Source organism: Pseudomonas sivasensis, from assembly GCF_052938085.1.
The window spans coordinates 4690609-4713176 of the sequence record NZ_CP176442.1; the positions used below are offsets into that span (position 1 = coordinate 4690609).

Below are 22568 nucleotides of genomic sequence, written 5' to 3' on the forward strand. Positions count from 1 at the left end.
ATTGAACCCCTCCCGCACCGCCCCGCACCATGGCCGCCACCTGCACAACCCCAATAACAACAGGTCCAACGCCATGAGCACGTTCCGTCCTCGCCAGCTTTTGCTGGCCACCGCTGTCGCCAGCCTTGCCCTTCCCGTCGTCGCCGAAGAACACGGTTTCCTGGAAGACGCCAGCGCCAACCTCAACCTGCGTAATTTCTTTATCAACCGCAATTTCACCAACCCAACCAAAACCCAGGGCGGCGCGCAGGAGTGGACGCAGAGTTTCATCCTCGACGCCAAGTCCGGCTTCACCCAAGGCACGGTGGGGTTCGGTGTGGATGTGCTGGGGCTGTACTCGTTGAAGCTTGATGGCGGGCGCGGTACTGGCGGTACGCAGTTGCTGCCGCTGGATCATGACGGCCGGCCGGCGGATGAATTCGGGCGTCTCGGCGTTGCGTTCAAAGCGCGTATTTCGAAGACAGAAGTAAAGGTCGGCGAATGGATGCCTGTGCTACCGATCCTGCGTTCGGATGACGGCCGCTCCCTACCGCAAACCCTGCGCGGCGGGCAGATAACGTCCAAGGAAATCGACGGCCTGACACTGTACGGCGGCCAGTTCCGCGCCAACAGCCCGCGCGACGACAGCAGCATGTCGGACATGTCGATGGTCGGCAAAACCGCTTTCACTTCGGACCGCTTCAACTTCCAGGGCGGCGAATACGCGTTCAACGACAAACGCACCCAGGTCGGCCTCTGGAATGCCCAGCTCAAGGACATCTATAGCCAACAATACGTCAACCTGACCCACAGCCAGCCACTCGGTGACTGGACCCTGGGCGCCAACCTTGGGTTCTTCTACGGCAAGGATGACGGCAGCGCCCGCGCAGGCGACTTGGACAACAAGACCTGGTCCGGCCTGTTCTCCGCCAAGTACGGCGGCAACACGTTCTATGTCGGCCTGCAAAAACTCACCGGCAACAACGCCTGGATGCGCGTCAACGGCACCAGCGGCGGCACCTTGGCCAACGATAGCTACAACTCCAGCTACGACAACGCTCAGGAAAAATCCTGGCAACTGCGCCACGACTACAACTTCGCCGCCGTCGGTGTGCCGGGGCTGACGCTGATGAACCGCTATATCAGCGGCAGCAACGTACACACAGGCACCATCACTGACGGTAAGGAATGGGGTCGCGAAAGTGAATTGGGCTACACCGTGCAAAGTGGCAGCCTGAAAAACCTGACGATGCGCTGGCGCAATTCGAGCATGCGCCGCGACTACAGCAACAACGAGTTTGACGAAAACCGGTTGATCGTCAGTTACCCGATAAGTCTGCTGTAATCCGGCGCGGCACTTACTGTATCGTGCGCGCCTGCCGCTGCTGATCCGCCCAGCAGCGGCCTCTTTTTCGAGCCCGCGCACACCATGAAATCCTTCGCCATCGCATCCGCCGTGCTGGCCCTGGCCGTGAGCCTCAGTGGCTGCATCGGCGCGCCTATCGCCCTGACGCCCCAGACCGAACAGCGCCTGCAAGCACAGGCGCCGATCCGTTTTCTGCTGACCTTCGATGACGGCCCCAGCGCCTCGGGTTACAACAACCCGAGCCGTTCGGTGGTGGCCGACCTGGCGCACAACCCGGTGTTGCCGGGAATCAAGGCCGTGTTTTTTTTACAGACCGAAGCGGCCCGTTCGGGCGGCAGTTCACGGGGTCGCAAGACCATGGAGCGTGAGTACGCGGGCGGTCATATTCTGGCGTTTCACACGGCCACGGCGTTCCATACCAACCACCGCTGGCTGAACAACGCCGAACTGGATAGCACCCTGGCCCAGGGTTCTGCCGATATCGCCTCGATCACCGGCGCACCACCGGTATTGGTCCGTCCGCCGTTCTGGAACTACGACCGCCGCACCTTCGCCGCTTACCAGCGCCATGGCATGCACGTTCTGCTGACCGACTTGAGCGCAAATGACGGCAAGATCTGGGGTTTCAACGGCAGCCCACGCCGCCGCGCCAACCTGTATCGACAACTGTCGGTCGTGCGCGAACGCATCGCGCTGGGGGAGTTACCGACAGTGGACGGCGTGATACCGGTGGTGGTGACCTTCCACGACATCAACCGCTACACCGCGCGGCATATGCAGGAATACCTGCAGATCCTGCTGGACAGTGCCCAGGTCACCGGCATGAAGACCGCCGCCGAGCCGTTCTACACCGACCGTGGCGCACTCGAACGGGCAGCGCTGTCACGCACCGTGAAGGCTGTCAGTGAGGAAGTGCATTTACCGGGCGTGTGGAATTGGGTGTGGGACGCCGACTCCCACTGACCTTAAGCCGTGTGAAAAGCAAAAATGTGGGAGGGGGCTTGCTCCCGATGGCGGTGGATCAGTCAGAGTTATTGAGACTGCACCACCGCTATCGGGAGCAAGCCCCCTCCCACATTTCGACCGCGTTTCAAATCTACTCTGGTTGCCGGGACTCAACACCCAATTCATCCCACACCGACTCTGCCAGGTGAAAGGTGGCATTCGCCGCCGGGATACCGCAGTAGATCGCGCTCTGCATCAGCACTTCCTTGATCTCGGCACGGGTCACGCCATTGCTGGCAGCCGCGCGCAGATGCAACTTGAGCTCTTCGGCGCGGTTCATGCCGATCAGCATCGCAATCGTGATCAGGCTACGAGTGTGCCGAGGCAGGCCAGGACGGGTCCAGATATCACCCCAGGCGTGGCGGGTGATCATTTCCTGAAACTCGCTGTTGAACTCGGTCAGGGCATTTAGGCTGCGGTCGACATGGGCATCGCCCAGCACTTCGCGGCGTACTTGCAGGCCCTCGGCATAACGTTGTTTCTCTTCCACAAACAGCTCCTCAACGGGCCAGCAAAAATTCAATCACGCGGTCGCTGAATGCAGCGCCGGCCTGAACGTTGGACAGGTGCGCCGCGTAGAACTCAGCGTACTCGGCCCCCTGCACATGATTCTGGATAAAGTGGCTACCGGCCGGCGGTGTGACGGCATCTTCGGTGCCCGCAATCACCAGCGTCGGCACTTTGATCGAGCGCAGTTGCTCACGGAAATCCGCATCACGCACGGCGCCGCAGCTGGCCGCGTAACCTTGGGGTGACGTGGACGCGAGCATGTCAGTGATCTGCTGGGCCTGATGGGGGTTCGCCGCTGCAAAGTCGGCGGTAAACCAGCGTGCAATGGAGGCATCGCGCAAGGCGACCATCGCCGCCGCGCCATCGCGCAACACCATCTCGATGCGTGGGTTCCAGATCTCCAGCGTGCCGATCTTGGCGGCGGTGTTGCACAGCACAAGGCGGTTCAGGCGGCCACCGGCGTGGATGCCGAGCCATTGGCCGATCAAGCCACCCATGGACAGCCCGCAAAAATGCGCACGTTGAATATCCAGTGCGTCCAACAGCGCCAGCACATCACGGCCGAGTTGCTCGATGCTGTAGGGCCCTTCGGTAACCAGGGATTTGCCGTGGCCACGGGTATCGAAACGCAACACGCGAAAATGCTCGGTGAAGGCCTGGATCTGGATGTCCCACATATGCAGGTCGGTGCCCAACGAGTTGGACAGCACCAGTACCGGCGCGTCCACCGGCCCATCCAGTTGGTAATGCAGGTCGCCCTCGGCGAGTTGTACAAATGGCATGGGGGCCTCCTCAGGCAGTCAGTTCAAAATGTTCGGTGACAGCACGCGTGACCCAGGTATGGGCCTGGCCCAGATAGTGGGCAGGGTCGAGCAGTCGATCCAGTTCGGCCGCAGATAACTCAGCAGTGATCTGCGGTTCGTCCGCCAATACCGCGCGCAGATGGCGCCCCTCGGCGACCGCACGCTTGCAGCACTGCTCCAGCAGATGGTGCGCGGTTTCGCGGCCAAGGCGTTGGGCAAGCACAATGCTGACGGCTTCGGCCAGTACCAGGCCTTGGGTCAGGTCGAGGTTCTGCTTCATGCGCTCGGGGTCGACTTCCAACCCTTCGCTCACCAGTAGCGCCTGTTGCAAGGCACCGGACACCAACCGGCAAATCTCCGGCAAGGTTTCCCATTCCGCATGCCATAGTCCCAGGCTGCGCTCGTGCTCCTGGGGCATGGCGCTGAACATCGTCGAGACCAACCCAGGCACGCGCGTAGCCGCACTGATCAGCACCGCAGCGCCTACCGGGTTGCGTTTATGGGGCATGGTGGACGAGCCGCCCTTGCCCGGCGCCGACGGTTCGAACACTTCCGCCGCTTCAGTCTGCATCAACAGGCTGATGTCCCGGCCCAGCTTGCCGAGACTGCCCGCGATCAAACCCAGCACGCTGGCGAACTCCACCAGACGATCTCGCTGAGTGTGCCAGGGCTGTTCGGGCAGGCTCAGTTGTAACTGGGCCGCCAAGGCCTCGGCCACGGGCATCGCCTGTTCACCCAACGCCGCGAGGGTTCCGGAGGCGCCGCCAAATTGCAGCACCAGCAAGCGCGGTTTCAACTCCGCCAAGCGCTGGCGGCTGCGCGTCACAGCGCCCAGCCAACCGGCGATTTTCATCCCCAGCGTGACCGGCGTGGCGTGCTGCAACCAAGTGCGCCCGGCCAACGGCGTCACCGCGTAACGCTGGGCTTGGGCGGCAAGCACATCGCCCAAGCGGGCCAGGTCGGTTTCGATCAACAGCAGTGCACGCCGCAGTTGCAGCACCAGGCCGGTGTCCATCACGTCCTGGCTCGTCGCCCCCAGATGCACGTAGCGCTCGGCACCGGCATCTTCACTGGCTATCAACTTGCCCAAGGCCTTCACCAATGGAATCGCCGAGTTCCCGGCCGAGGCAATCGCCACGCCGAGGGCGTCCATGTCATACAGCGACGCCAGGCACGCCTGGGCAATTGGTGCGATGGCCGACGGCGGGATCAACCCGACCTGAGCTTGCGCCCGGGCCAGGCCGGCTTCGAAATCCAGCATGCCCTGCAAGCGCCCCTCGTCGCAGAACACCTCGGCCATGCTGTCAGCGGTGAAGTAGGCGTCGAACAGTTGGTTGCTCGTGCGCAGTGTCATAACACGTCCCTTACAAATCGTGGTGCAAGTACTCCGCCTGTTTCGGCAGACGCAAGCTGAACAGGAAGGCCACGGCCATCATGCCGGTGACGTACCAATAAAAAGTGTTTTCCATGCCCATGGATTTGAGTCCCAAGGCCACGTATTCCGCCGAGCCACCGAAGATCGCGTTAGCCACTGCGTAAGCCAGGCCCACACCCAGGGCACGTACGTGCGGCGGGAACATTTCCGCTTTCACCAGGCCGCTGATCGAGGTGTAGAAACTCACGATAGCCAACGCCAGGGAAATCAGTACAAAGGCCAGGAACGGGCTTGTCACGGTTTTCAGGGTCAGCAGGATCGGCACCGTGCAGAGGGTACCGAGGGCGCCGAACCAGAGCATCGAGTTACGTCGGCCGATCTTGTCCGAGAGCATGCCGAACAGCGGCTGCATGCACATGTACACAAACAGCGCGCCGGTCATGATGTAGCTGGCGGTCTTGGCGTGCATCCCGGCGGTGTTCACCAGGTACTTCTGCATGTAGGTGGTGAAGGTGTAGAAAATCAGCGAGCCGCCCGCGGTGTAGCCGAGCACGGTGATGAAGGCCGCTTTGTGATTGCGAAACAGCGCGGCGACGCTGCCGGCGTCCTTGTCCTGGCGGGTTTCCTTGCTGGTGGTTTCCTTGAGGGTGCGCCGCAGCAACAGGGAGATCACCGCCGCAATCGCACCGATCACGAACGGAATCCGCCAGCCCCAGGCGCGCAGTTCTTCTTCAGTGAGGATCTGTTGCAGGATCACCACCACCAACACCGCCAGCAGTTGCCCGCCGATCAGGGTGACGTACTGGAACGAGGCGAAGAAGCCGCGCTGGCCTTTGAGTGCGACTTCACTCATGTAGGTCGCGGTGGTGCCGTACTCGCCACCCACCGACAAGCCCTGGAACAACCGCGCCACCAGCAGCAATGCCGGGGCCCAGGCGCCGATGTCTTTGTAAGTGGGCAGGAAGGCGATGACCAACGAACCGGCGCACATCATCAGCACCGAAATCATCATCGAATTTTTGCGCCCGTGCTTGTCAGCGACCCGGCCGAACAGCCAGCCGCCGATGGGGCGCATCAGGAACCCGGCGGCGAATACACCGGCGGTGTTGAGCAGTTGCACCGTGGGATCGTCCGACGGGAAAAATGCGGGGGCGAAGTAGATAGCGCAGAAGGCGTAGACGTAGAAGTCGAACCATTCGACCAGGTTGCCGGAGGAGGCACCGACAATCGCAAAGATCCGTTTGCTGCGCTCTTCTCCGGTGTAGTGACTGGTGGCTGTTGTCATGATTTTTTCACTCAGTGGGAACGGTTATAGCCTAGACATACTTTGCAATAACCATGTTCCGCAAGCAGACATTTGGATAGGGATCTCCTGAACTGGCCTCATCGGGGGCAAGCCCCCTCCCACATTTTGAGCGCGCCGCCTAACAAATGTGGGAAGGGGCTCGCCCCCCTATGGATCCCTGACAAGGGACTCAGTAGTCGAAGAACACCGTCTCCTTATCTGTCCCCTGCAAAATCACATTCCACTGATACACACCGTCAGCATCCTGCTTGGCAATCAAGGTGCCACGACGTTCGGCAGGCACGCACGCCAGCAACGCGTCATCCCCATTCAACGCCTCACCGTCAAAATAAATCCGCGTGAGCAAGTGCTTCACCAAGCCACGGGCAAACACCAGCACCACCAAATGCGGCGCCTGGGTCGTGCCCTTCAGGCCCGGCACGCTGCCCGGCTTGATGGTGGTAAAGCGAAAACGTCCTTCGGCGTCCACCGGCACCCGACCGAAACCCTCGAAGTTGGGATCGACGGCCTTGTCCTGGTCATCTTCCGGGTGGTCGTATTTGCCGGCGGCGTTGGCCTGCCAGACTTCGAGCATGGCGTCGTTGACCACATCACCGTTGCCATCCACCACTTGCCCGCTGATCGCCACGCGCTCACCAAGGGTGGCGGCGACGGTCAGGTCTTCGCGGTTCAGCCAGGTCAGGCCAATGTGGTAGTACGGCCCGACGGTGTGGGACGTGGTTGCGTAAAGGCTCATCTCATTTCTCCATCGGCGTGGCGTCGCGGCCGCGCAGGACGATGTCCCAGCGGTAGCCGAGGGCATAGGAAGGAATGGTTTTTTCCAGGTCGAAACTGGCGATCAGGCGCTGCTTGGCCGAAGTGTCCGGCACACAGTTGTATATCGGGTCGTATTCCAGCAGCGGGTCGCCAGGGAAATACATCTGCGTGACCAAGCGCGTCAGCACGCTGGGGCCGAACAGCGAAAAGTGGATATGCGCCGGGCGCCACGCGTTGTGGTGATTGCCCCATGGGTAAGCGCCGGGCTTGATGGTCTGGAACTGATACCAGCCATCCGCGTCGGTGACGGTACGGCCGGTGCCGGTGAAGTTCGGGTCCAGCGGCGCGTCGTGCAGGTCACGCTTGTGGTTGTAGCGGCCGGCGGCGTTGGCCTGCCAGATCTCCACCAGAATGCCTGGCACCGGCAAACCGTTTTCGTCCAGTACACGCCCATGGATGATGATGCGTTCGCCCTGGGGCTCGCCTTCATGCTGGGCCGTGAGGTCGTTGTCTTTCTCGTTGATCCGCTCGGCGCCGATGGTCGGGCCGGTGATTTCCGACAAGGAATGGGGCAGGAACACCAACGGCTGTGACGGCGAGCGCAAGTTCGTCGACTGGTAGGCCGGGTGCAGGTAATCAGGTTGGGTGCCCGCTTGCGGGCGCCGGTAACCGGGCTTGTCACTCATGGAGCAATCCTCTCTTATTAGATGCGTTCAATCGCCAGGGCCAACCCTTGGCCGACGCCGACACACATGGTCGCCAGGCCTTTACGGCCACCGGTTTTTTCCAACTGATGCAGGGCTGTCAGTACCAACCGCGCACCGCTCATGCCCAACGGATGACCGAGGGCGATGGCGCCGCCGTTCGGATTGACCTGGGGCGCGTCGTCGGCAATACCCAATTCGCGCAGTACCGCCAGGCCTTGGCTGGCGAAAGCTTCGTTGAGTTCGATCACGTCAAAGTCGGTGACCGCCAACCCCAGGCGTTCCACCAGCTTGCGCACCGCTGGCACCGGACCGATGCCCATCACACGCGGGGCGACACCGGCGCTGGCCATGCCCAACACGCGGGCACGCGCCGTCAGGCCGTGTTTCTTGACCGCTTCGGCGGACGCCAGAATCAGCGCCGCCGCACCATCGTTCACACCTGAAGCATTACCGGCGGTGACGGTCTTGTCAGGGCCGTTGACCGGCTTGAGTTTGGTCAGGGCTTCCAGGGTGGTGTCTCGTGGATGCTCATCGTGCTCAACCACGGTTTCGCCTTTTTTATGGGCAACCCTTACCGGCACGATTTCTTCGGCAAAAAAGCCCGCAGCCTGAGCGGCCGCCGTGCGTTGCTGACTGCGCAGGGCGAAGGCGTCCTGATCAGCACGTGAAACCTGATAATCATCGGCGACGTTATCGGCGGTCTGCGGCATCGCGTCCACGCCGTACTGGGCTTTCATCAATGGGTTGATAAAGCGCCAGCCGATGGTGGTGTCTTCCAGCTTCATGTTGCGCGAAAACGCCGCGTCAGCCTTGCCCATCACGAACGGCGCACGGGACATCGACTCAACGCCCCCGGCAATCGTCAGCTCCATTTCGCCGCTGGCGATGGCGCGAAAGGCGGTGCCAATGGCGTCCATGCCCGAGGCGCACAAACGGTTAAGGGTCACGCCCGGAATGCTTTCCGGCAGACCCGCCAGCAACAGCGCCATGCGGGCGACGTTGCGGTTGTCTTCACCGGCCTGGTTGGCGCAGCCGAGGAACACCTCATCCACCGCGCTCCAGTCCACCGACGGATTGCGCTCCATCAACGCCTTGATCGGCAATGCCGCTAGGTCATCGGCGCGTACGGTGGACAGGCCACCGCCAAAGCGGCCGATGGGGGTGCGAATGGCGTCACAGATAAATACGTCGCGCATCAGGCTTCTCCCGGTGCTTGGCCGTGGGCGGCAGCGGTGCGGGCTTCGAGGTCACGCAGGGCGGTCAACTCGACCTCGGTCGGCTCGGCGGTGGTGCTGACTTGGTCGGCAAAGCGAATCGCCCAACCGGTAGCGGCCACCACTTGCTCGCGCGTCACGCCAGGGTGCAGCGCGGTGACCACGAATTCATGGGTGCCCTCTTCCGGCTCCATGATGCACAGGTCGGTAATGATTCCGACAGGACCGGCACCCGGCAGGCCCAGGCGTTTACGTGAATCGCCGCCCTCGCCGTGGCCGACTGAGGTAATGAAGTCCAGCTTGTCCACAAACGAACGGGACGACTGCTTGAGGATAATCAGTACGCTCTTGGCGGAGCCAGCGATCTCCGGCGCGCCACCGGCACCCGGCAGGCGTACTTTGGGCTGGTGATAGTCACCGACCACGGTGGTGTTGATGTTGCCGAAACGGTCGACTTGAGCTGCACCGAGAAAGCCCACGTCGATACGTCCGCCTTGCAGCCAGTAGCGAAAAATCTCACCGGTTGGCACCACGGTGTCAGCGGTTTCCGCCAGTTCGCCATCACCAATGGACAGCGGCAGTACCGAGGGCTTGGCGCCAATCGGGCCGGACTCGTAGATCAACACCACATCGGGCGATGAGGTCAGGCGCGCCAGGTTGGCCGCTTTGGATGGCAGGCCGATGCCGACAAAGCACACCGAGCCGTTCTTGAGGCGGCGCGCGGCGGCGACGGTCATCATTTCATTGGTCGAGTAAGCCATTACTTGGCCTCCTGCGCGGTGGCCAACTTGGCCTGGTATTCACTGAAATCGGCAGTGCCGTGGATGTATTCGTCGATCCAGGCGGTAAACGTCCCACGGTCGCGGGCAATCGGATCCCACGCCTGGTAGAAGCGGTTGTCGCGCTCGTTGTAACCGTGGGCGTAGGACGGATGCGCGCCGCCGGGTACGTGGCACACAGCAGTCAGGGCCCAGGTGGGCAACACGCAGCTGTTCATCGGTGCATTCAGGTCGTCGACAATTTCTTCCACGGTGACGATGCAACGCTTGGACGCCAACGCCGCTTCTTTCTGCACACCGAGAATCCCCCAGAGCAGCACATTGCCCTTGCGGTCGGCCTTTTGCGCGTGGATCACCGTGATGTCCGGACGCACCGACGGCACCGCCGCCAGCACTTCGCCGGTGAACGGGCATGTCACGCTTTTGATCAATGGGTTGACTTTGGGCAGGTCGGAACCGGCGTAGGCACGCAGTACCGCGAACGGCAGGCCAGAGGCGCCGGCGACGTAGGCATTGGCCAGGTCGGCGTGGCTGTGTTCTTCGATTTCCAACGGTTGCGGCCATTGCTTCTCGACCGCGTCACGCAGGCGATGCAGGGAGCCCACGCCCGGGTTGCCGCCCCAGGAGAAAATCAGCTTGCGTGCGCAGCCGGCACCGATCAACTGGTCGTAGATCAGGTCAGGCGTCATACGCACCAGCGTCAGGTCTTTCTTGCCCTGACGAATGATTTCATGGCCTGCGGCGGTAGGGATCAGGTGGGTGAAGCCTTCGAGAGCGACGGTATCGCCGTCGTTCACGAAACGCTTGACCGCATCACGCAGGGTGAGAATTTCAGCCATGGGGTTGGGCTCCCGGTGTTGATCGAAAAAGGCGCTGAGGTGGCGCCGAAGTGCTTGAAGATTAAGCCGGGGAAATGGGCCAAACAATCCGATAATCGACTCAGCGTTCGATTATCGAACATATTGTTGTCTAGCTAATCTTCTGGTGTGAGAGGGGGCTTGCCCTCTCACAGCTTAGAAACCTGCCAAGCTCAGGTGGCATCCGCATGGCTGACCATGCCCTTGATCACCACCGCCGTCGTGGCCACAGCGGCCGGGATCACCAGGGCGGTGAGCACCTGCTCAAAGTTCCAGCCCAGGCCCAGCAAGGTGGCGCCCATCCAGGCGCCGAGGATCGCGCCGAAGCGGCCGATGCCGAGCATCCACGACACGCCGGTGGCGCGGCCTTGGGTCGGATAAAAGCGCGCCGCCAGGGACGGCATCGCCGATTGCGCGCCGTTGACGCACATTCCGGCGATCAGCACCAACGTCGCCAGCACGGTGATATTGCCCAGGCTCTGACCTACCGCGTAGGCAAACACCCCGGCCAGCAGGTAAAAGATGCCGATGACTTTGTGGGGATTGAACCTGTCCATCGCCCAGCCCACGCCGACGGCGCTTAACACCCCACCGAACTGGAACAACGCGCCAATAAACGCGGCCTGCTCCATGCTCGCGCCACTGTCACGCATCAGCGTCGGCAACCAACTGGTGAGCAAGTACACGATCACCAGGCCCATGAAGTAGGTGAGCCACAGCAGCAAGGTCCCGGCGCTATAAGTGCCGGAGAAGATCACCGCGAACACGTTGCGGGCCTTGACGGTTTTTTGTTCGGGCACACTGAAGGCGGTGGCCTGGGCGACGATGTTGGGCTCGATGGGTGACAAGGTTTTGCGCACCTTATCGGTGCCGCGGTTGCGCACCACCAAGTAACGCGCCGACTCCGGCAGCCAGAGCAGCAGCACCACCACCAGGATCAGCGGCAGGATGCCGCCGATCATCAACAACGCGTGCCAGCCGAACGCCGGGATCAGCTTGGCCGAGATAAACCCGCCACCGGCCATACCCAGATTGAAACCACAGAACATGCTGGTCACCAGCAGCGACTTGTGGCGCTCGGGGGTGTACTCGGACAGCAGCGTGGTGGCATTAGGCATGCCTGCTCCAAGGCCCAGCCCTGTGAGGAAACGCAGCACCAGCAACTGGTCGACGTTGCTGCTGTAGGCCGAAGCCAGGCTGAACGCGCCAAACACCAAAACCGCGCCGACCAGCACGACTTTACGACCGAAACGGTCGGCCAGCGGGCCCGAACCTAACGCGCCGAACACCATGCCGATCAACGCGGCGCTCATCACCGGACCAAGGCTGGCGCGGTCGATGCCCCAGTCCTGGGACAGCGCAGGCGCAATAAAGCCCATGGCGGCGGTGTCGAGGCCATCAAGGAAGACAATCAGGAAACACAGGATAACCACGCGCCACTGATAGCGTGACAGTGGCTGGGTATTGATGAAGGACTGCACGTCCAGCGTGGTACCGACAGAAGGCTGATTCATTATTTTTATTCCACACCGAGGGCGGGCCAACGACCTGGGGTCGTCATTATTATTGGGGCGCCCTTAAGAGCGCTGCCGCACAGTAATAAGCCGGAGGAAATAGCGTCAATTGATCAAGCCGGGATCTGTGCGGTCACCGAACACCTTAGGCAAACAACTGCGCACTCAGCTCACGGCTGGCGCTGAGCATGCTCGGCAGGAAGCGCTGTTCCAGCTCGCTGCGGCTGACGCGTCCGGCATGGGTACTGACGTTGAGCGCCGCCAATACTTGGCCAGACGCGTCATACACCGGCACGGCGATGGAGCGCAGGCCTTGCTCCAGTTCCTGGTCGACGATGCACCAACCCTGCTGACGCACTTGTTGCAGGCATTCGAACAAGGCTTCGGGGGTGGTGAGGGTGCGGCTGGTCTTGATTTGCAGGTCCGCGTGGTCGAGGTAATCCTGCAGCGAGGCGTCGTCCAGCGCCGCGAGCAGGATGCGGCCCATGGACGTGCAATAGGCCGGCAAACGCCCGCCCACCGACAGGTCCACGGAAATCAGGCGTTGGGTGGTGGCCGAACGGGCGATATAGAGGATGTCGTCGCCTTCGAGGGTCGCCATGTTGCAGGCTTCGTGCAGTTGTTCACTCATGCGGTCCAGATAAGGCTGGGCCGACACCGCCAATGGCGTGGACGACAGGTAGGCATGGCCGAGGGTCAGTACTTTGGGCAACAAGGAATAGGTACGCCCATCGGTGGTGGCGTAGCCAAGTTTGATCAGGGTATGCAGGCAACGACGCACAGCGGCGCGGGGAATTTCGGTGCGATGGCTGATTTGGGCAATCGTCAGATGACGTTTGCGCTCCTGGAATGCCTGCACCACGGCCAAGCCACGGGCCAGGGAGGTCATGAAATCCGGGTCACCGGTAAACGCCTGGATACGCTTGGCCGGCGAGGCAACGATCGGCGGCGCCACTGAGGCGAAAGAGTTGCGCAATTGATCGTTCATCTCAGGTTCCTTTCTCTTATTGTCAACCGCAGGGATTGGGCAGGTATTACAAGCCGCACCGACCGATCTGCACAAGACAGGGCCGGCAACATTGGGCGATTATCGGACGATCATGCGATTATCGCAATTTGGGGCGTACCTGAGCGACCGGTCTCGCGATGGCGCCTTGGCAAAGTAAAGTTACGGTGAAAGGCTTGAACCTTTAGTTGCTTGTTGAATTTATGGCGCCAGAATCTCAGCAACTACTCACGTGTGCGTGTAACAAAACGCTCACACAAAGTTGACGCTTTTCAACTTTATGCCGATAGTGTTATTCAAATGCGCCGCTATAATGCACCCTGTGCGGAGGTCAGCCCGGTTTCACTTTCGGGGCCAGAGCTCGCCAGGCCAGGCACATGCAGTGCATGGACAGTCGCAACTACCTGCTTTGAATGACAGCCATAACCAACGGTTTCCAGTATCCGTTGTTCAAACTTGAACGCATCAACTGCTCAACTTTGAACAATCCGAGGGCGACATTCAGGCATAACGCTGCAGCGTAATTACACTCAACTCAATTAGGTAACAATGTGACGAAAGATGAACTGCGCGCGGAACTTGAGCGCCAGGAGCAACGTTACAAGGATGTTTACGGCGGGGAAGTCACCACCTACGCCGCCCAGCCTGAACCTGAACGCAAACCATGGCGCAAGCGAGCCAGCCTGCTCGACCAGGCATTTGCCCAGGAAATCCAAAAGATTGAACAGGAACTCAAAGCCGAAGAGCCATAAGCGCTTCGGATTGAGCCTAGGGTTCGGCCCTGACTGATGGCAGCTAGCCATCGGTCGGGCACCCTGAGTCCCACTCCCACCAGTAAAATTTCATACAAATGTTTCAAGGATGACGATTCGGTGACAAAACCGTGTCTTTTCAGCCCTGCACTTTATAAATCAAAGACTTGCTAAAGCCCCGAAAACCCTGGGATCGTCCGGTTTCGCCCCAGGCGTTTCAATGAAGATTGTTACCGATGAGCAGCTAATGCATCGATTACTGAGGTTTTCTGGCATAATCGCGCCCCCTTACGACCGGGTCAGAAAACCTTCATGATCGATTTATTCAGCGGACTGGATGCTTGGGTTCTAGTGAGCCTGTTGCTCGCCCTCGCCTTTGTCCTCGCCTTCGAGTTCATCAATGGCTTTCATGACACCGCTAACGCGGTGGCCACAGTCATCTATACCAAAGCCATGCCGCCGCATCTGGCCGTGTTCTTCTCCGGGGTGTTCAACTTCCTCGGCGTGTTGCTCGGTGGTGTCGGTGTCGCCTACGCCATCGTGCATCTGCTGCCGGTGGAGTTGCTGATCAATGTGAACACCGGCCATGGTTTGGCGATGGTCTTCTCGTTGTTAGCCGCGGCGATCACCTGGAACCTGGGCACCTGGTACTTCGGTATCCCTGCTTCCAGCTCCCACACCTTGATCGGTTCGATCCTCGGTGTTGGCCTGGCCAATGCCCTGATCAACGATATCCCTCTGGCTGACGGTGTGAACTGGCAGAAAGCTGTTGATATCGGCGCATCCCTGGTGTTCTCGCCAATGGCTGGTTTCCTGGTCGCAGCCCTGGTGCTGATCGGTCTGAAATGGTGGCGTCCGCTGTCGAAGATGCACAAGACTCCGGACCAGCGCCGCAAGCTCGACGACAAGAAGCACCCGCCGTTCTGGAACCGCCTGGTCCTGGTGATCTCCGCCATGGCCGTGAGTTTCGTGCACGGCTCCAACGATGGCCAGAAAGGCATCGGCCTGATCATGCTGGTGCTGATCGGTATCGTGCCGGCGCAGTTCGTACTCGATCTGGGCAGTACCACCTATCAGATCGAACGCACTCGCGACGCCACCGTGCATTTGAGCCAGTTCTACCAGCGCAATAACGCCACCCTGGGCGAATTCCTGGCCCTGGGCAAAAGCGTGAAAGACGATCTGCCGGGCAAGTTCCAGTGCAACCCGCAGCAGACCGAACCTACTATCAATGCGCTCGTCAGTACGTTGAAAGGTGTCTCCGACTACCATTCGCTGACTTCGGATCAGCGTATCGAAGTGCGTCGCTACCTGCTCTGCCTGGACGACACTGCGAAGAAAGTCGGCAAGCTGCCGGGCCTGGATGCGCGTGAGAAGTCCGACCTCGACAAACTGCGCAAAGACCTGACCGCCACCACCGAGTACGCGCCGTTCTGGGTGATCCTCGCCGTCGCACTGGCCTTGGGCCTGGGCACCATGGTGGGTTGGAAGCGTGTGGTACTGACCATCGGTGAGAAGATCGGCAAACAGGGCATGACGTATGCCCAGGGCATGTCGGCACAGATCACCACCGCTACCATGATTGGTTTTGCCAATATCTTCGCCCTGCCGGTGTCCACGACCCACGTGCTGTCTTCGGGCGTGGCCGGCACCATGGTCGCGAACAAAAGCGGCCTGCAAGGTGGAACGGTCAAGACCATCCTGATGGCTTGGGTGTTGACGTTGCCTGCGACTGTTGGACTGTCGGCCGGGTTGTTCTGGTTGGCTTCCAAGGCGTTGGGTAGCTGATAGATTTGGGTTGGAAAAGAAGGCGTGATCCTGATGGGGGTTGCGCCTTTTTTTTGGTTTTTTTGGCGGGGGACCTATCCGTTGCTGCAGCGACGGATATACACACAAAAACAACTCAAAAAAAAAGGCGACCGAAGTCGCCCAAAATGCCTTGCGTGCTCATGTAACCCGGAAAGACCTAAGGTTTTTTACGCTTGTTTGCGTCTTTCCAGATGAAGAATCCAAACCCTACAAAAAACAACACCATGAGGCTTACAGTCAGCACTCCGGCGAATACCACATTATCGATAAACATGACCGGCCTCCTGCACTTGCCCTGTTGCGATAGGGCTAAGTTACTGGAGAAGGCGGATTGAAAAATTGACGGGGATCAATGTCGCCCGCAACGGGGCGTAAAGAAGGGGACTAACTGACCTGCATCAACAGATGCAGGCCGTGTTAACGCTTTTTCGGTTTGTTCTTTGATTTTTTCTTGCCTTTGCCTAAAGGCATCGCGTGTTCAAACGCCTGGCGCACTTCATTCAGGCGTTTGTCATTGAGGTCATGTACGCGCTTGGCGCGTTCGGCATTCAGGTCGATCAGCTTGTCGTCATCACTCATGGCTTGTCTTACGTCGTGGCGAGTAGGGTCCAATAATGCGGGCTGCTGCGCCCGACGGCAAATCAGCGCGCGACAAATGGCAGGCCGTCGCCCAAAATCGGCACTTTCCGCACGACCCAGGAGGCGCACTCAGGTGGCTCTGCACAAGGATCTTCCACCGTTGCTGGCACTACGAGCCTTTGAAGCCGTGGCCCGCCACTTGAGTTTTATCAAGGCGGCGAGTGAGTTATCGGTTACCCAAAGCGCCCTAAGCCATCAGGTGCAAAAGCTCGAACAGCATCTGGGTAAACCGCTGTTTATCCGACGCACCCGCGCGATCGATCTGACCGCCGACGGGCAGCGTTACTACGATGAAATCCGCCCCGCCCTTGACGCCATCGCTGCCGCCACCCGCGCCCAACGGCAGCTACCCAGCGCCACTGTGTTGCGCATCGGCCTGCTGGCGTCTTTCGCCACCTTGTGGCTGGCCCCGCGCCTGGCGGGGTTTCTCAACCGCTATCCGCACATCCAGGTGGAGTTGTTGCCAGCGATTCAACTGGCCAACGTCGCCGCCGCCGAGGTCGACCTGGCCATCCGTTACGGCAAAGGCGATTGGCCGGACGTGCGGGCCACGCGGCTGATGGCTGAAGTGATTTCACCGGTGTGCAGCCCGGCATTCAAGGCCAGTCAACTGCACAACGGCCCCTTGCTGATGGCAACCTCGCACCGGCCGTTCGAATGGACGGATTGGTCCCAGCATTATCAAATCGACCTCGAAGACCACCCGCGCGTCATGCTGCATGACTACAACATCGTGGTCGAAGCCGCCGTCGCCGGCCAGGGCATTGCCATGGGCCGTCACCGCCTGATCCAACGCCGGCTTCAGGACGGCAGCCTGGTGGAAGCCTTCGACCGGCCGCCCTACCACAGTGACATCGGCTATTGGCTGATCGCCCCCCAAGGTTCCACCGGTGAAGCGGCCGAGTGTTTCAGCCAATGGTTAAAGGAGGTCTGCGCTGACGCGTGAGTTATTTCGATACGTCGCGTGAGATCTATCCGTTTGTCGCAGCCTCCCCCGGACCAACATGCTCAAACCTCTTGAAATCAGAGGATTCAGCATGAGCAACTCCATCCGCCAACGCGTGCACGCCCTTGGCTTGACGCTGCCAGCCCCCAGCCAGCCGATTGCGAACTACATCAACCATGTCATCAGCCAGAACCAGCTGTTTATTTCCGGGCAGATCCCCCTGCTCGACGGCAAGCCTGCTTACCTCGGCAGACTGGGGGAATCCCTCAGCGAGGAAGACGGCACCCAGGCGGCAGAACTGGCTGCACTGAGCTTGCTCGCGCAATTGAGCGATGCCTTGGGCGATGACCTGTCGCGCTTGGTACGCACCCTGCGCCTGGGGGTGTTTATCGCCAGCAGCGCTGACTTCCAGCACCAGGGCGCGGTGGCGAACGGTGCGTCGAACCTGCTGGTGAATGCACTCGGCGAACAGGGCCGGCATGTGCGAACAGCGGTGGGTGTTGCCAGCCTGCCGGCCGGCGTGGCGGTGGAGGTTGACGCAATTTTCGAGTTGCAGCCGTGAGCCCGCTGGATATTCAACGATTAAGGGAGGCCACTCCCGGCTGCCAATCGGGCCTCGTGCACTTCAACCATGCCGGCGCGTCCCTGCCAAGCCAGGCGACACTGGACGCCATCATCGACCAACTACAGCGCGAAGCCCGCGACGGTCCAATGGAGGCCGGTGAGCATGGCGCCATGCTGATGGAAAAAGCCCGCCACGCCGCCGCGCAACTGCTCAATGCGCCCACCGCGTCCATAGCGTTTGCCAGCAGCGGCTCAACTGCCTGGAACATGGCGTTCCAAGCCTTGGGCGCGTGGCAACCCGGTGATCGCATTCTGGTGGGGCGCCACGAATGGGGCGGCAATCTGGCGAGCATGCAGCTGGCCGTGCAGGCGGGTGCACGGGTGGAAGTCATTCCCTGCGATGCAACTGGCGCGGTTTGCCCCGTGGCGCTGGAGTCAATGATCGATGCCCATGTAAAGCTGATCGACCTCACCTGGCTCCCGGCCAACGGCGGCCTGATCAACCCCGCCCAGGCCATCGGCGCAGTGGCCAAGCGTCATGGCATCCCCTACTTTGTCGACGCAGGCCAAGCCGTCGGCCAAGTGCCGGTGGATGTACAAGCGTTGCAGTGTGACGTACTCAAGTCGGCCGGTCGCAAACACCTGCGCGGGCCGCGAGGCACGGCGCTGCTGTATGTACGGCCGGACTTTCTCCAGCACCTGGACCCGGCCCAGCGTGACGTGCTTTCTGCCCCCTTGGCCACAAGCGGTTTCGACCTGCGCGACGACGCCAGGCGCTTTGAAACCAGCGAAGTGTCCTTCGCGCTGTTAGCGGGTTTGGGAAATGCGCTGCGCGAGATGAATCACCTGGGGATTGAGCGCGTATGGGAACGCGTCGCACGGACCAGCGCGCAAATTCGTGAAGCTCTACGTGAGATTCCGGGGATTTCCCTGCATGAACTGGGCACGCTTCAATCAGGGCTGATCGCTTTCAACCTCGCCGGCTGGGACGCCTTCGAACTCAAACGGCAATTGGGATTGAAGCGCATAAATATCGGCGCCAACGGCATGGGCTACACCCCGCTGGATATGCAGGCGCGTGGCCTGGCAAGCGTTGCAAGAATCTCCGTCAGCCCCCTGAACAACGATCACGACATCAAGTCGCTGATGGCAGCCCTGCGGCAACTGAGCGCTTAAACTTCGACGTCAACCCACAAGCCCTGGCGCGGCGCGTCTTCGATCAACGGCACGACCGGTACGGTGTTGTCGGCATTGAGCAGGTCGCCCGGGATCGCCAGGTGCTGATCCGGGTTTTCATCGGCTTCGCGCCGACGCTTCTGTTGTTCCTGCTGGCGGCGTTGTTCCTCGCGCAGCAAAAAGGTCGACTGCTCGGCATCGCCCTTTTTCAGGTCGATCGTGCTTTCGTTGGAGCCCGCTTGCACAGGGACCACGGGCGGAATATCCGGTTTCTGGCGGACCGGGTCGAGTTGCGACGTAACCGGTACAACGCTGACGGGCAGCATGGGTGGCAGCATGATAGTTGTTCTCCTGTCAGCAGGCTGTCGGCGGACCGGGCGACGACTTGAGCACGGACTCGCCAACCTGTGACCCAGTCGACACTCGCAAGTGCCCGCCACCCGTCGATTCAGCGCTCGCCCCTGCACTCAAACGGAGTAGTTTTCGTCAGAGTCCTTTGGCTGAGGGCCTTGTTCCGTTAAGATAGTCGGCTTTTTCACGGCGGGAGTCAGGCAGCATGGCGCAGCAGTATCAACCGGGGCAACGCTGGATTAGTGACAGCGAAGCAGAGCTGGGGTTAGGCACCGTTCTGGCACAGGACGGCCGCTTGTTGACCGTGCTCTATCCGGCCACTGGCGACACTCGCCAGTATGCGCTACGGAATGCGCCCCTCACCCGCGTGAGGTTCTCGCCGGGTGACTCCATCACCCATTTCGAAGGCTGGAAAATGACCGTTCAGGAAGTCGACGACGTCGACGGTCTGTTGGTTTACCACGGCCTCAATGGGCAGAACGAGCAGGTCACCCTGCCGGAAACCCAACTCTCCAACTTCATCCAGTTCCGACTGGCCAGCGACCGTCTGTTCGCCGGCCAAATCGACCCGTTGGCGTGGTTCTCGCTGCGCTACCACACCCTGGAACACACCAGCCGCCAATTGCAGTCCTCGCTGTGGGGCCTGGGTGGCGTGCGTGCGCAACCCATTGCTCACCAACTGCATATCGCCCGTGAAGTCGCTGACCGTATCGCGCCGCGGGTATTGCTGGCGGACGAAGTAGGCCTGGGCAAGACCATCGAAGCCGGCCTGGTGATCCATCGCCAATTGCTGTCGGGCCGCGCCAACCGTGTGCTGATCCTGGTCCCGGAAAACCTGCAGCACCAGTGGCTGGTGGAAATGCGCCGCCGCTTCAACCTGCAAGTTGCGCTGTTCGACGAAGAACGCTTCATCGAAAGCGATGCCGCGAACCCGTTCGAAGACACCCAGTTGGCCCTGGTTGCACTGGAATGGCTGGTGGACGACGAGAAGGCCCAGGACGCGCTGTTCGCCGCCGGCTGGGACTTGCTGGTAGTCGACGAAGCCCACCACCTGGTCTGGCATGAAGAAAAAGCCAGCCCGGAATACACGCTGGTGGAGCAACTCGCCGAAGTGATCCCCGGCGTACTGCTGCTCACCGCTACCCCGGAGCAACTGGGCCAGGACAGCCACTTCGCTCGCCTGCGCCTGTTGGACCCGAACCGATTCCACGACCTGCACGCCTTCCGCGCCGAGAGCGAGAACTATCGCCCGGTGGCCGAAGCCGTGCAGGAGCTGCTCGATAAGGGCCGCTTGTCACCGACCGCACACAAGACCATCCAAGGCTTCCTCGGCAACGAAGGCGAAGCGCTGCTCACCGCCGTCAACGATGGCGACGCCGAAGCCAGCGCGCGCTTGGTGCGTGAGCTGCTCGACCGCCACGGCACCGGCCGCGTGCTGTTCCGTAACACCCGTGCCGCCGTGCAGGGTTTCCCGGAGCGCAAGCTGCACGCCTACCCAATGCCGAACCCGGACGAATACCTGGAGTTGCCGCTGGGCGAACACGCCGAGCTGTACCCGGAAGTCAGCTTCCAGTCGCAACCGGACATCGATGAAGAAAACCGCTGGTGGCGCTTCGACCCGCGCGTCGAGTGGCTGATCGACCAGCTCAAAATGCTCAAGCGCACCAAAGTGCTGGTGATCTGCGCCCACGCCGAAACCGCCATGGACCTGGAAGACGCCCTGCGCGTGCGCTCCGGCATCCCGGCCACGGTGTTCCACGAGGGCATGAACATCCTCGAACGTGACCGCGCCGCCGCCTACTTTGCCGATGAAGAGTTTGGCGCACAGGTGCTGATCTGCTCGGAAATCGGCAGTGAAGGCCGCAACTTCCAGTTCTCCCACCACTTGGTGCTGTTCGACCTGCCGTCCCACCCCGACCTGCTGGAACAGCGGATCGGTCGTCTGGACCGGATCGGCCAGAAGCATGTAATCGAACTGCACGTGCCGTACCTGGAAACCAGCCCGCAAGAGCGCCTGTTCCAGTGGTACCACGAAGCGCTGAACGCGTTCCTCAACACCTGCCCGACCGGCAACGCCTTGCAGCATCAGTTCGGCCCGCGCCTACTGCCGCTACTGGAAAACGCCGACGACGGCGAGTGGCAAGCCCTGATCGACGAAGCCCGTGCCGAGCGCGAGCGCCTGGAGCAAGAGCTGCATACCGGTCGTGACCGTCTGCTGGAGCTCAACTCCGGCGGCGCTGGCGAAGGCGATGCGCTGGTTGAAGACATTCTTGAACAAGACGACCAGTTCGCCCTGCCGATCTATATGGAAACCCTGTTCGACGCATTCGGCATCGACAGCGAAGACCATTCGGAAAACGCACTGATCCTCAAGCCCAGCGAAAAAATGCTCGACGCCAGCTTCCCCCTGGGCGACGACGAAGGTGTAACCATCACCTACGACCGTAACCAGGCACTGTCGCGCGAAGACATGCAGTTCATCACCTGGGAACACCCGATGGTGCAGGGCGGCATGGACCTGGTGCTGTCCGGTTCCATGGGCAATACCGCCGTGGCGCTGATCAAGAACAAGGCGCTCAAGCCGGGCACCGTGCTGCTGGAGCTGCTCTACGTCAGCGAAGTCGTCGCACCACGCGCACTGCAACTGGGTCGCTACCTGCCGCCGGCGGCACTGCGCTGCTTGCTGGATACCAACGGCAACGACCTGTCCGGCCGCGTCTCGTTCGAAACCCTGAACGACCAGCTGGAAAGCGTGCCACGGGCCAGCGCCAACAAGTTCGTGCAAGCCCAGCGCGATCAACTCACCCCGCGCATCAACGCCGGTGAAGAGAAGATCACTCCGCGACACGCCGAACGTGTGGCCGAGGCCAAGCGTCGCCTGGCGGCAGACACCGACGAAGAACTGGCACGCCTGACCGCGTTGCAAGCGGTCAACCCGACCGTGCGTGACAGTGAGTTGGTTGCCCTGCGCAATCAACGCGAACAAGGCCTGGCCATGCTCGACAAAGCGGCGCTGCGACTGGAAGCGATTCGGGTGTTGGTGGCGGGTTGATTACCGCCCTGCCCTGCTGAACAAGAAGGCCCGCGCAATGCGGGCCTTTTTTATTCGCTGGAGAACAGCGTTGGCTTTGCGGGCTTCATCGGGGGCAAGCCC

The 22568-nt window shown here is 61.0% G+C and carries 22 protein-coding genes; 8 read left to right on the forward strand and 14 right to left on the reverse strand.

The features are described 5' to 3' along the window. Positions 1-73: 73 nt before the first annotated feature. Together ACKZ62_RS21635 and ACKZ62_RS21640 are read left to right on the forward strand one after the other, a co-directional pair. The gene (locus tag ACKZ62_RS21635; protein ID WP_032891878.1) at positions 74-1324 is read left to right on the forward strand and encodes an OprD family porin; all 1251 of its coding nucleotides are present in this window, start codon (positions 74-76) and stop codon (positions 1322-1324) included. Positions 1325-1408: 84 nt separating this feature from the next. Further along, positions 1409-2308 carry a polysaccharide deacetylase family protein gene (locus ACKZ62_RS21640; protein ID WP_095184041.1) on the forward strand — a complete coding sequence of 300 codons (900 nt, stop codon included), beginning with the start codon at positions 1409-1411 and terminating at the stop codon, positions 2306-2308. A 133-nt stretch (positions 2309-2441) separates the two neighbouring features. On the opposite strand, the gene pcaC is transcribed toward ACKZ62_RS21640, so the two are convergent. The 11 genes from pcaC to pcaR form a co-directional block, all read right to left on the reverse strand. Next, positions 2442-2840 (reverse strand): 4-carboxymuconolactone decarboxylase, encoded by a 399-nt coding sequence (gene pcaC, locus ACKZ62_RS21645; protein ID WP_032891541.1) that lies wholly within the window; start codon positions 2838-2840, stop codon positions 2442-2444. A 10-nt stretch (positions 2841-2850) separates the two neighbouring features. Then, positions 2851-3642 carry a 3-oxoadipate enol-lactonase gene (gene pcaD, locus ACKZ62_RS21650; RefSeq protein ID WP_122764891.1) on the reverse strand — a complete coding sequence of 264 codons (792 nt, stop codon included), beginning with the start codon at positions 3640-3642 and terminating at the stop codon, positions 2851-2853. Between the two features lie 10 nt (positions 3643-3652). Beyond that, positions 3653-5017, reverse strand: coding sequence for a 3-carboxy-cis,cis-muconate cycloisomerase (locus ACKZ62_RS21655; protein WP_032891543.1), 1365 nt, complete (start codon positions 5015-5017; stop codon positions 3653-3655). A 10-nt stretch (positions 5018-5027) separates the two neighbouring features. Continuing rightward, positions 5028-6323 carry an MFS family transporter gene (locus tag ACKZ62_RS21660; protein WP_032891544.1) on the reverse strand — a complete coding sequence of 432 codons (1296 nt, stop codon included), beginning with the start codon at positions 6321-6323 and terminating at the stop codon, positions 5028-5030. A 190-nt stretch (positions 6324-6513) separates the two neighbouring features. Next, positions 6514-7080 (reverse strand): protocatechuate 3,4-dioxygenase subunit alpha, encoded by a 567-nt coding sequence (gene pcaG, locus ACKZ62_RS21665; protein ID WP_095184039.1) that lies wholly within the window; start codon positions 7078-7080, stop codon positions 6514-6516. A gap of 1 nt (position 7081) precedes the next feature. Then, a complete protein-coding gene (pcaH, locus tag ACKZ62_RS21670; RefSeq protein ID WP_019817832.1) occupies positions 7082-7786 on the reverse strand; it encodes a protocatechuate 3,4-dioxygenase subunit beta in 705 nt (234 codons plus the stop codon). A 17-nt stretch (positions 7787-7803) separates the two neighbouring features. Further along, a complete protein-coding gene (gene pcaF / locus ACKZ62_RS21675) occupies positions 7804-9006 on the reverse strand; it encodes a 3-oxoadipyl-CoA thiolase (RefSeq protein ID WP_177326468.1) in 1203 nt (400 codons plus the stop codon). Further along, positions 9003-9782 (reverse strand): CoA-transferase subunit beta, encoded by a 780-nt coding sequence (locus ACKZ62_RS21680; RefSeq protein ID WP_032891547.1) that lies wholly within the window; start codon positions 9780-9782, stop codon positions 9003-9005. The genes pcaF and ACKZ62_RS21680 overlap by 4 nt, the downstream gene beginning before the upstream one ends. Further along, positions 9782-10639 (reverse strand): CoA transferase subunit A, encoded by an 858-nt coding sequence (locus tag ACKZ62_RS21685; protein ID WP_339480219.1) that lies wholly within the window; start codon positions 10637-10639, stop codon positions 9782-9784. Before ACKZ62_RS21685 ends, ACKZ62_RS21680 begins: the two co-directional genes overlap by 1 nt. Before the next feature lie 191 nt (positions 10640-10830). Beyond that, a complete protein-coding gene (locus ACKZ62_RS21690) occupies positions 10831-12171 on the reverse strand; it encodes a 4-hydroxybenzoate transporter PcaK (protein WP_032891552.1) in 1341 nt (446 codons plus the stop codon). A gap of 145 nt (positions 12172-12316) precedes the next feature. Continuing rightward, entirely contained in the window at positions 12317-13159 is an 843-nt protein-coding gene (pcaR, locus tag ACKZ62_RS21695; protein ID WP_032891554.1) for a pca regulon transcriptional regulator PcaR, read from the reverse strand. A 569-nt stretch (positions 13160-13728) separates the two neighbouring features. Between pcaR and ACKZ62_RS21700 the strand changes: the two genes are divergently transcribed. Both ACKZ62_RS21700 and ACKZ62_RS21705 read left to right on the forward strand, forming a co-directional pair. Continuing rightward, complete coding sequence (locus tag ACKZ62_RS21700; protein ID WP_003172389.1) at positions 13729-13929, forward strand: hypothetical protein; 201 nt, start codon at positions 13729-13731, stop codon at positions 13927-13929. Positions 13930-14241: 312 nt separating this feature from the next. Continuing rightward, positions 14242-15717, forward strand: coding sequence for an inorganic phosphate transporter (locus tag ACKZ62_RS21705; RefSeq protein ID WP_099601300.1), 1476 nt, complete (start codon positions 14242-14244; stop codon positions 15715-15717). Between the two features lie 178 nt (positions 15718-15895). Here ACKZ62_RS21705 and ccoM read toward each other — a convergent pair whose 3' ends face one another. Together ccoM and ACKZ62_RS21715 are read right to left on the reverse strand one after the other, a co-directional pair. Then, entirely contained in the window at positions 15896-16012 is a 117-nt protein-coding gene (ccoM, locus tag ACKZ62_RS21710) for a cytochrome c oxidase subunit CcoM (protein ID WP_017530457.1), read from the reverse strand. A gap of 143 nt (positions 16013-16155) precedes the next feature. Beyond that, positions 16156-16317 (reverse strand): hypothetical protein, encoded by a 162-nt coding sequence (locus tag ACKZ62_RS21715; protein WP_095184037.1) that lies wholly within the window; start codon positions 16315-16317, stop codon positions 16156-16158. Between the two features lie 133 nt (positions 16318-16450). Between ACKZ62_RS21715 and ACKZ62_RS21720 the strand changes: the two genes are divergently transcribed. The 3 genes from ACKZ62_RS21720 (at position 16451) to ACKZ62_RS21730 (ending at position 19063) form a co-directional block, all read left to right on the forward strand. After that, a complete protein-coding gene (locus ACKZ62_RS21720; protein ID WP_447095813.1) occupies positions 16451-17323 on the forward strand; it encodes a LysR substrate-binding domain-containing protein in 873 nt (290 codons plus the stop codon). Between the two features lie 91 nt (positions 17324-17414). Further along, on the forward strand, positions 17415-17885 hold the full coding sequence (locus ACKZ62_RS21725) for a RidA family protein (RefSeq protein ID WP_099601298.1): 471 nt from the start codon (positions 17415-17417) through the stop codon (positions 17883-17885). Beyond that, positions 17882-19063, forward strand: a complete 1182-nt coding sequence (locus ACKZ62_RS21730; protein WP_447095814.1) for an aminotransferase class V-fold PLP-dependent enzyme — start codon at positions 17882-17884, stop codon at positions 19061-19063. The genes ACKZ62_RS21725 and ACKZ62_RS21730 overlap by 4 nt, the downstream gene beginning before the upstream one ends. Here the strand turns inward: ACKZ62_RS21730 and ACKZ62_RS21735 are convergent. Then, positions 19060-19401, reverse strand: coding sequence for a hypothetical protein (locus ACKZ62_RS21735; protein ID WP_032891563.1), 342 nt, complete (start codon positions 19399-19401; stop codon positions 19060-19062). The two genes, ACKZ62_RS21730 and ACKZ62_RS21735, sit on opposite strands and share 4 nt — an antisense overlap. A gap of 218 nt (positions 19402-19619) precedes the next feature. Here ACKZ62_RS21735 and rapA point away from each other — a divergent pair, with 218 nt between their 5' ends. Further along, positions 19620-22466 (forward strand): RNA polymerase-associated protein RapA, encoded by a 2847-nt coding sequence (gene rapA, locus ACKZ62_RS21740; RefSeq protein WP_032891564.1) that lies wholly within the window; start codon positions 19620-19622, stop codon positions 22464-22466. Positions 22467-22568: the final 102 nt, after the last annotated feature.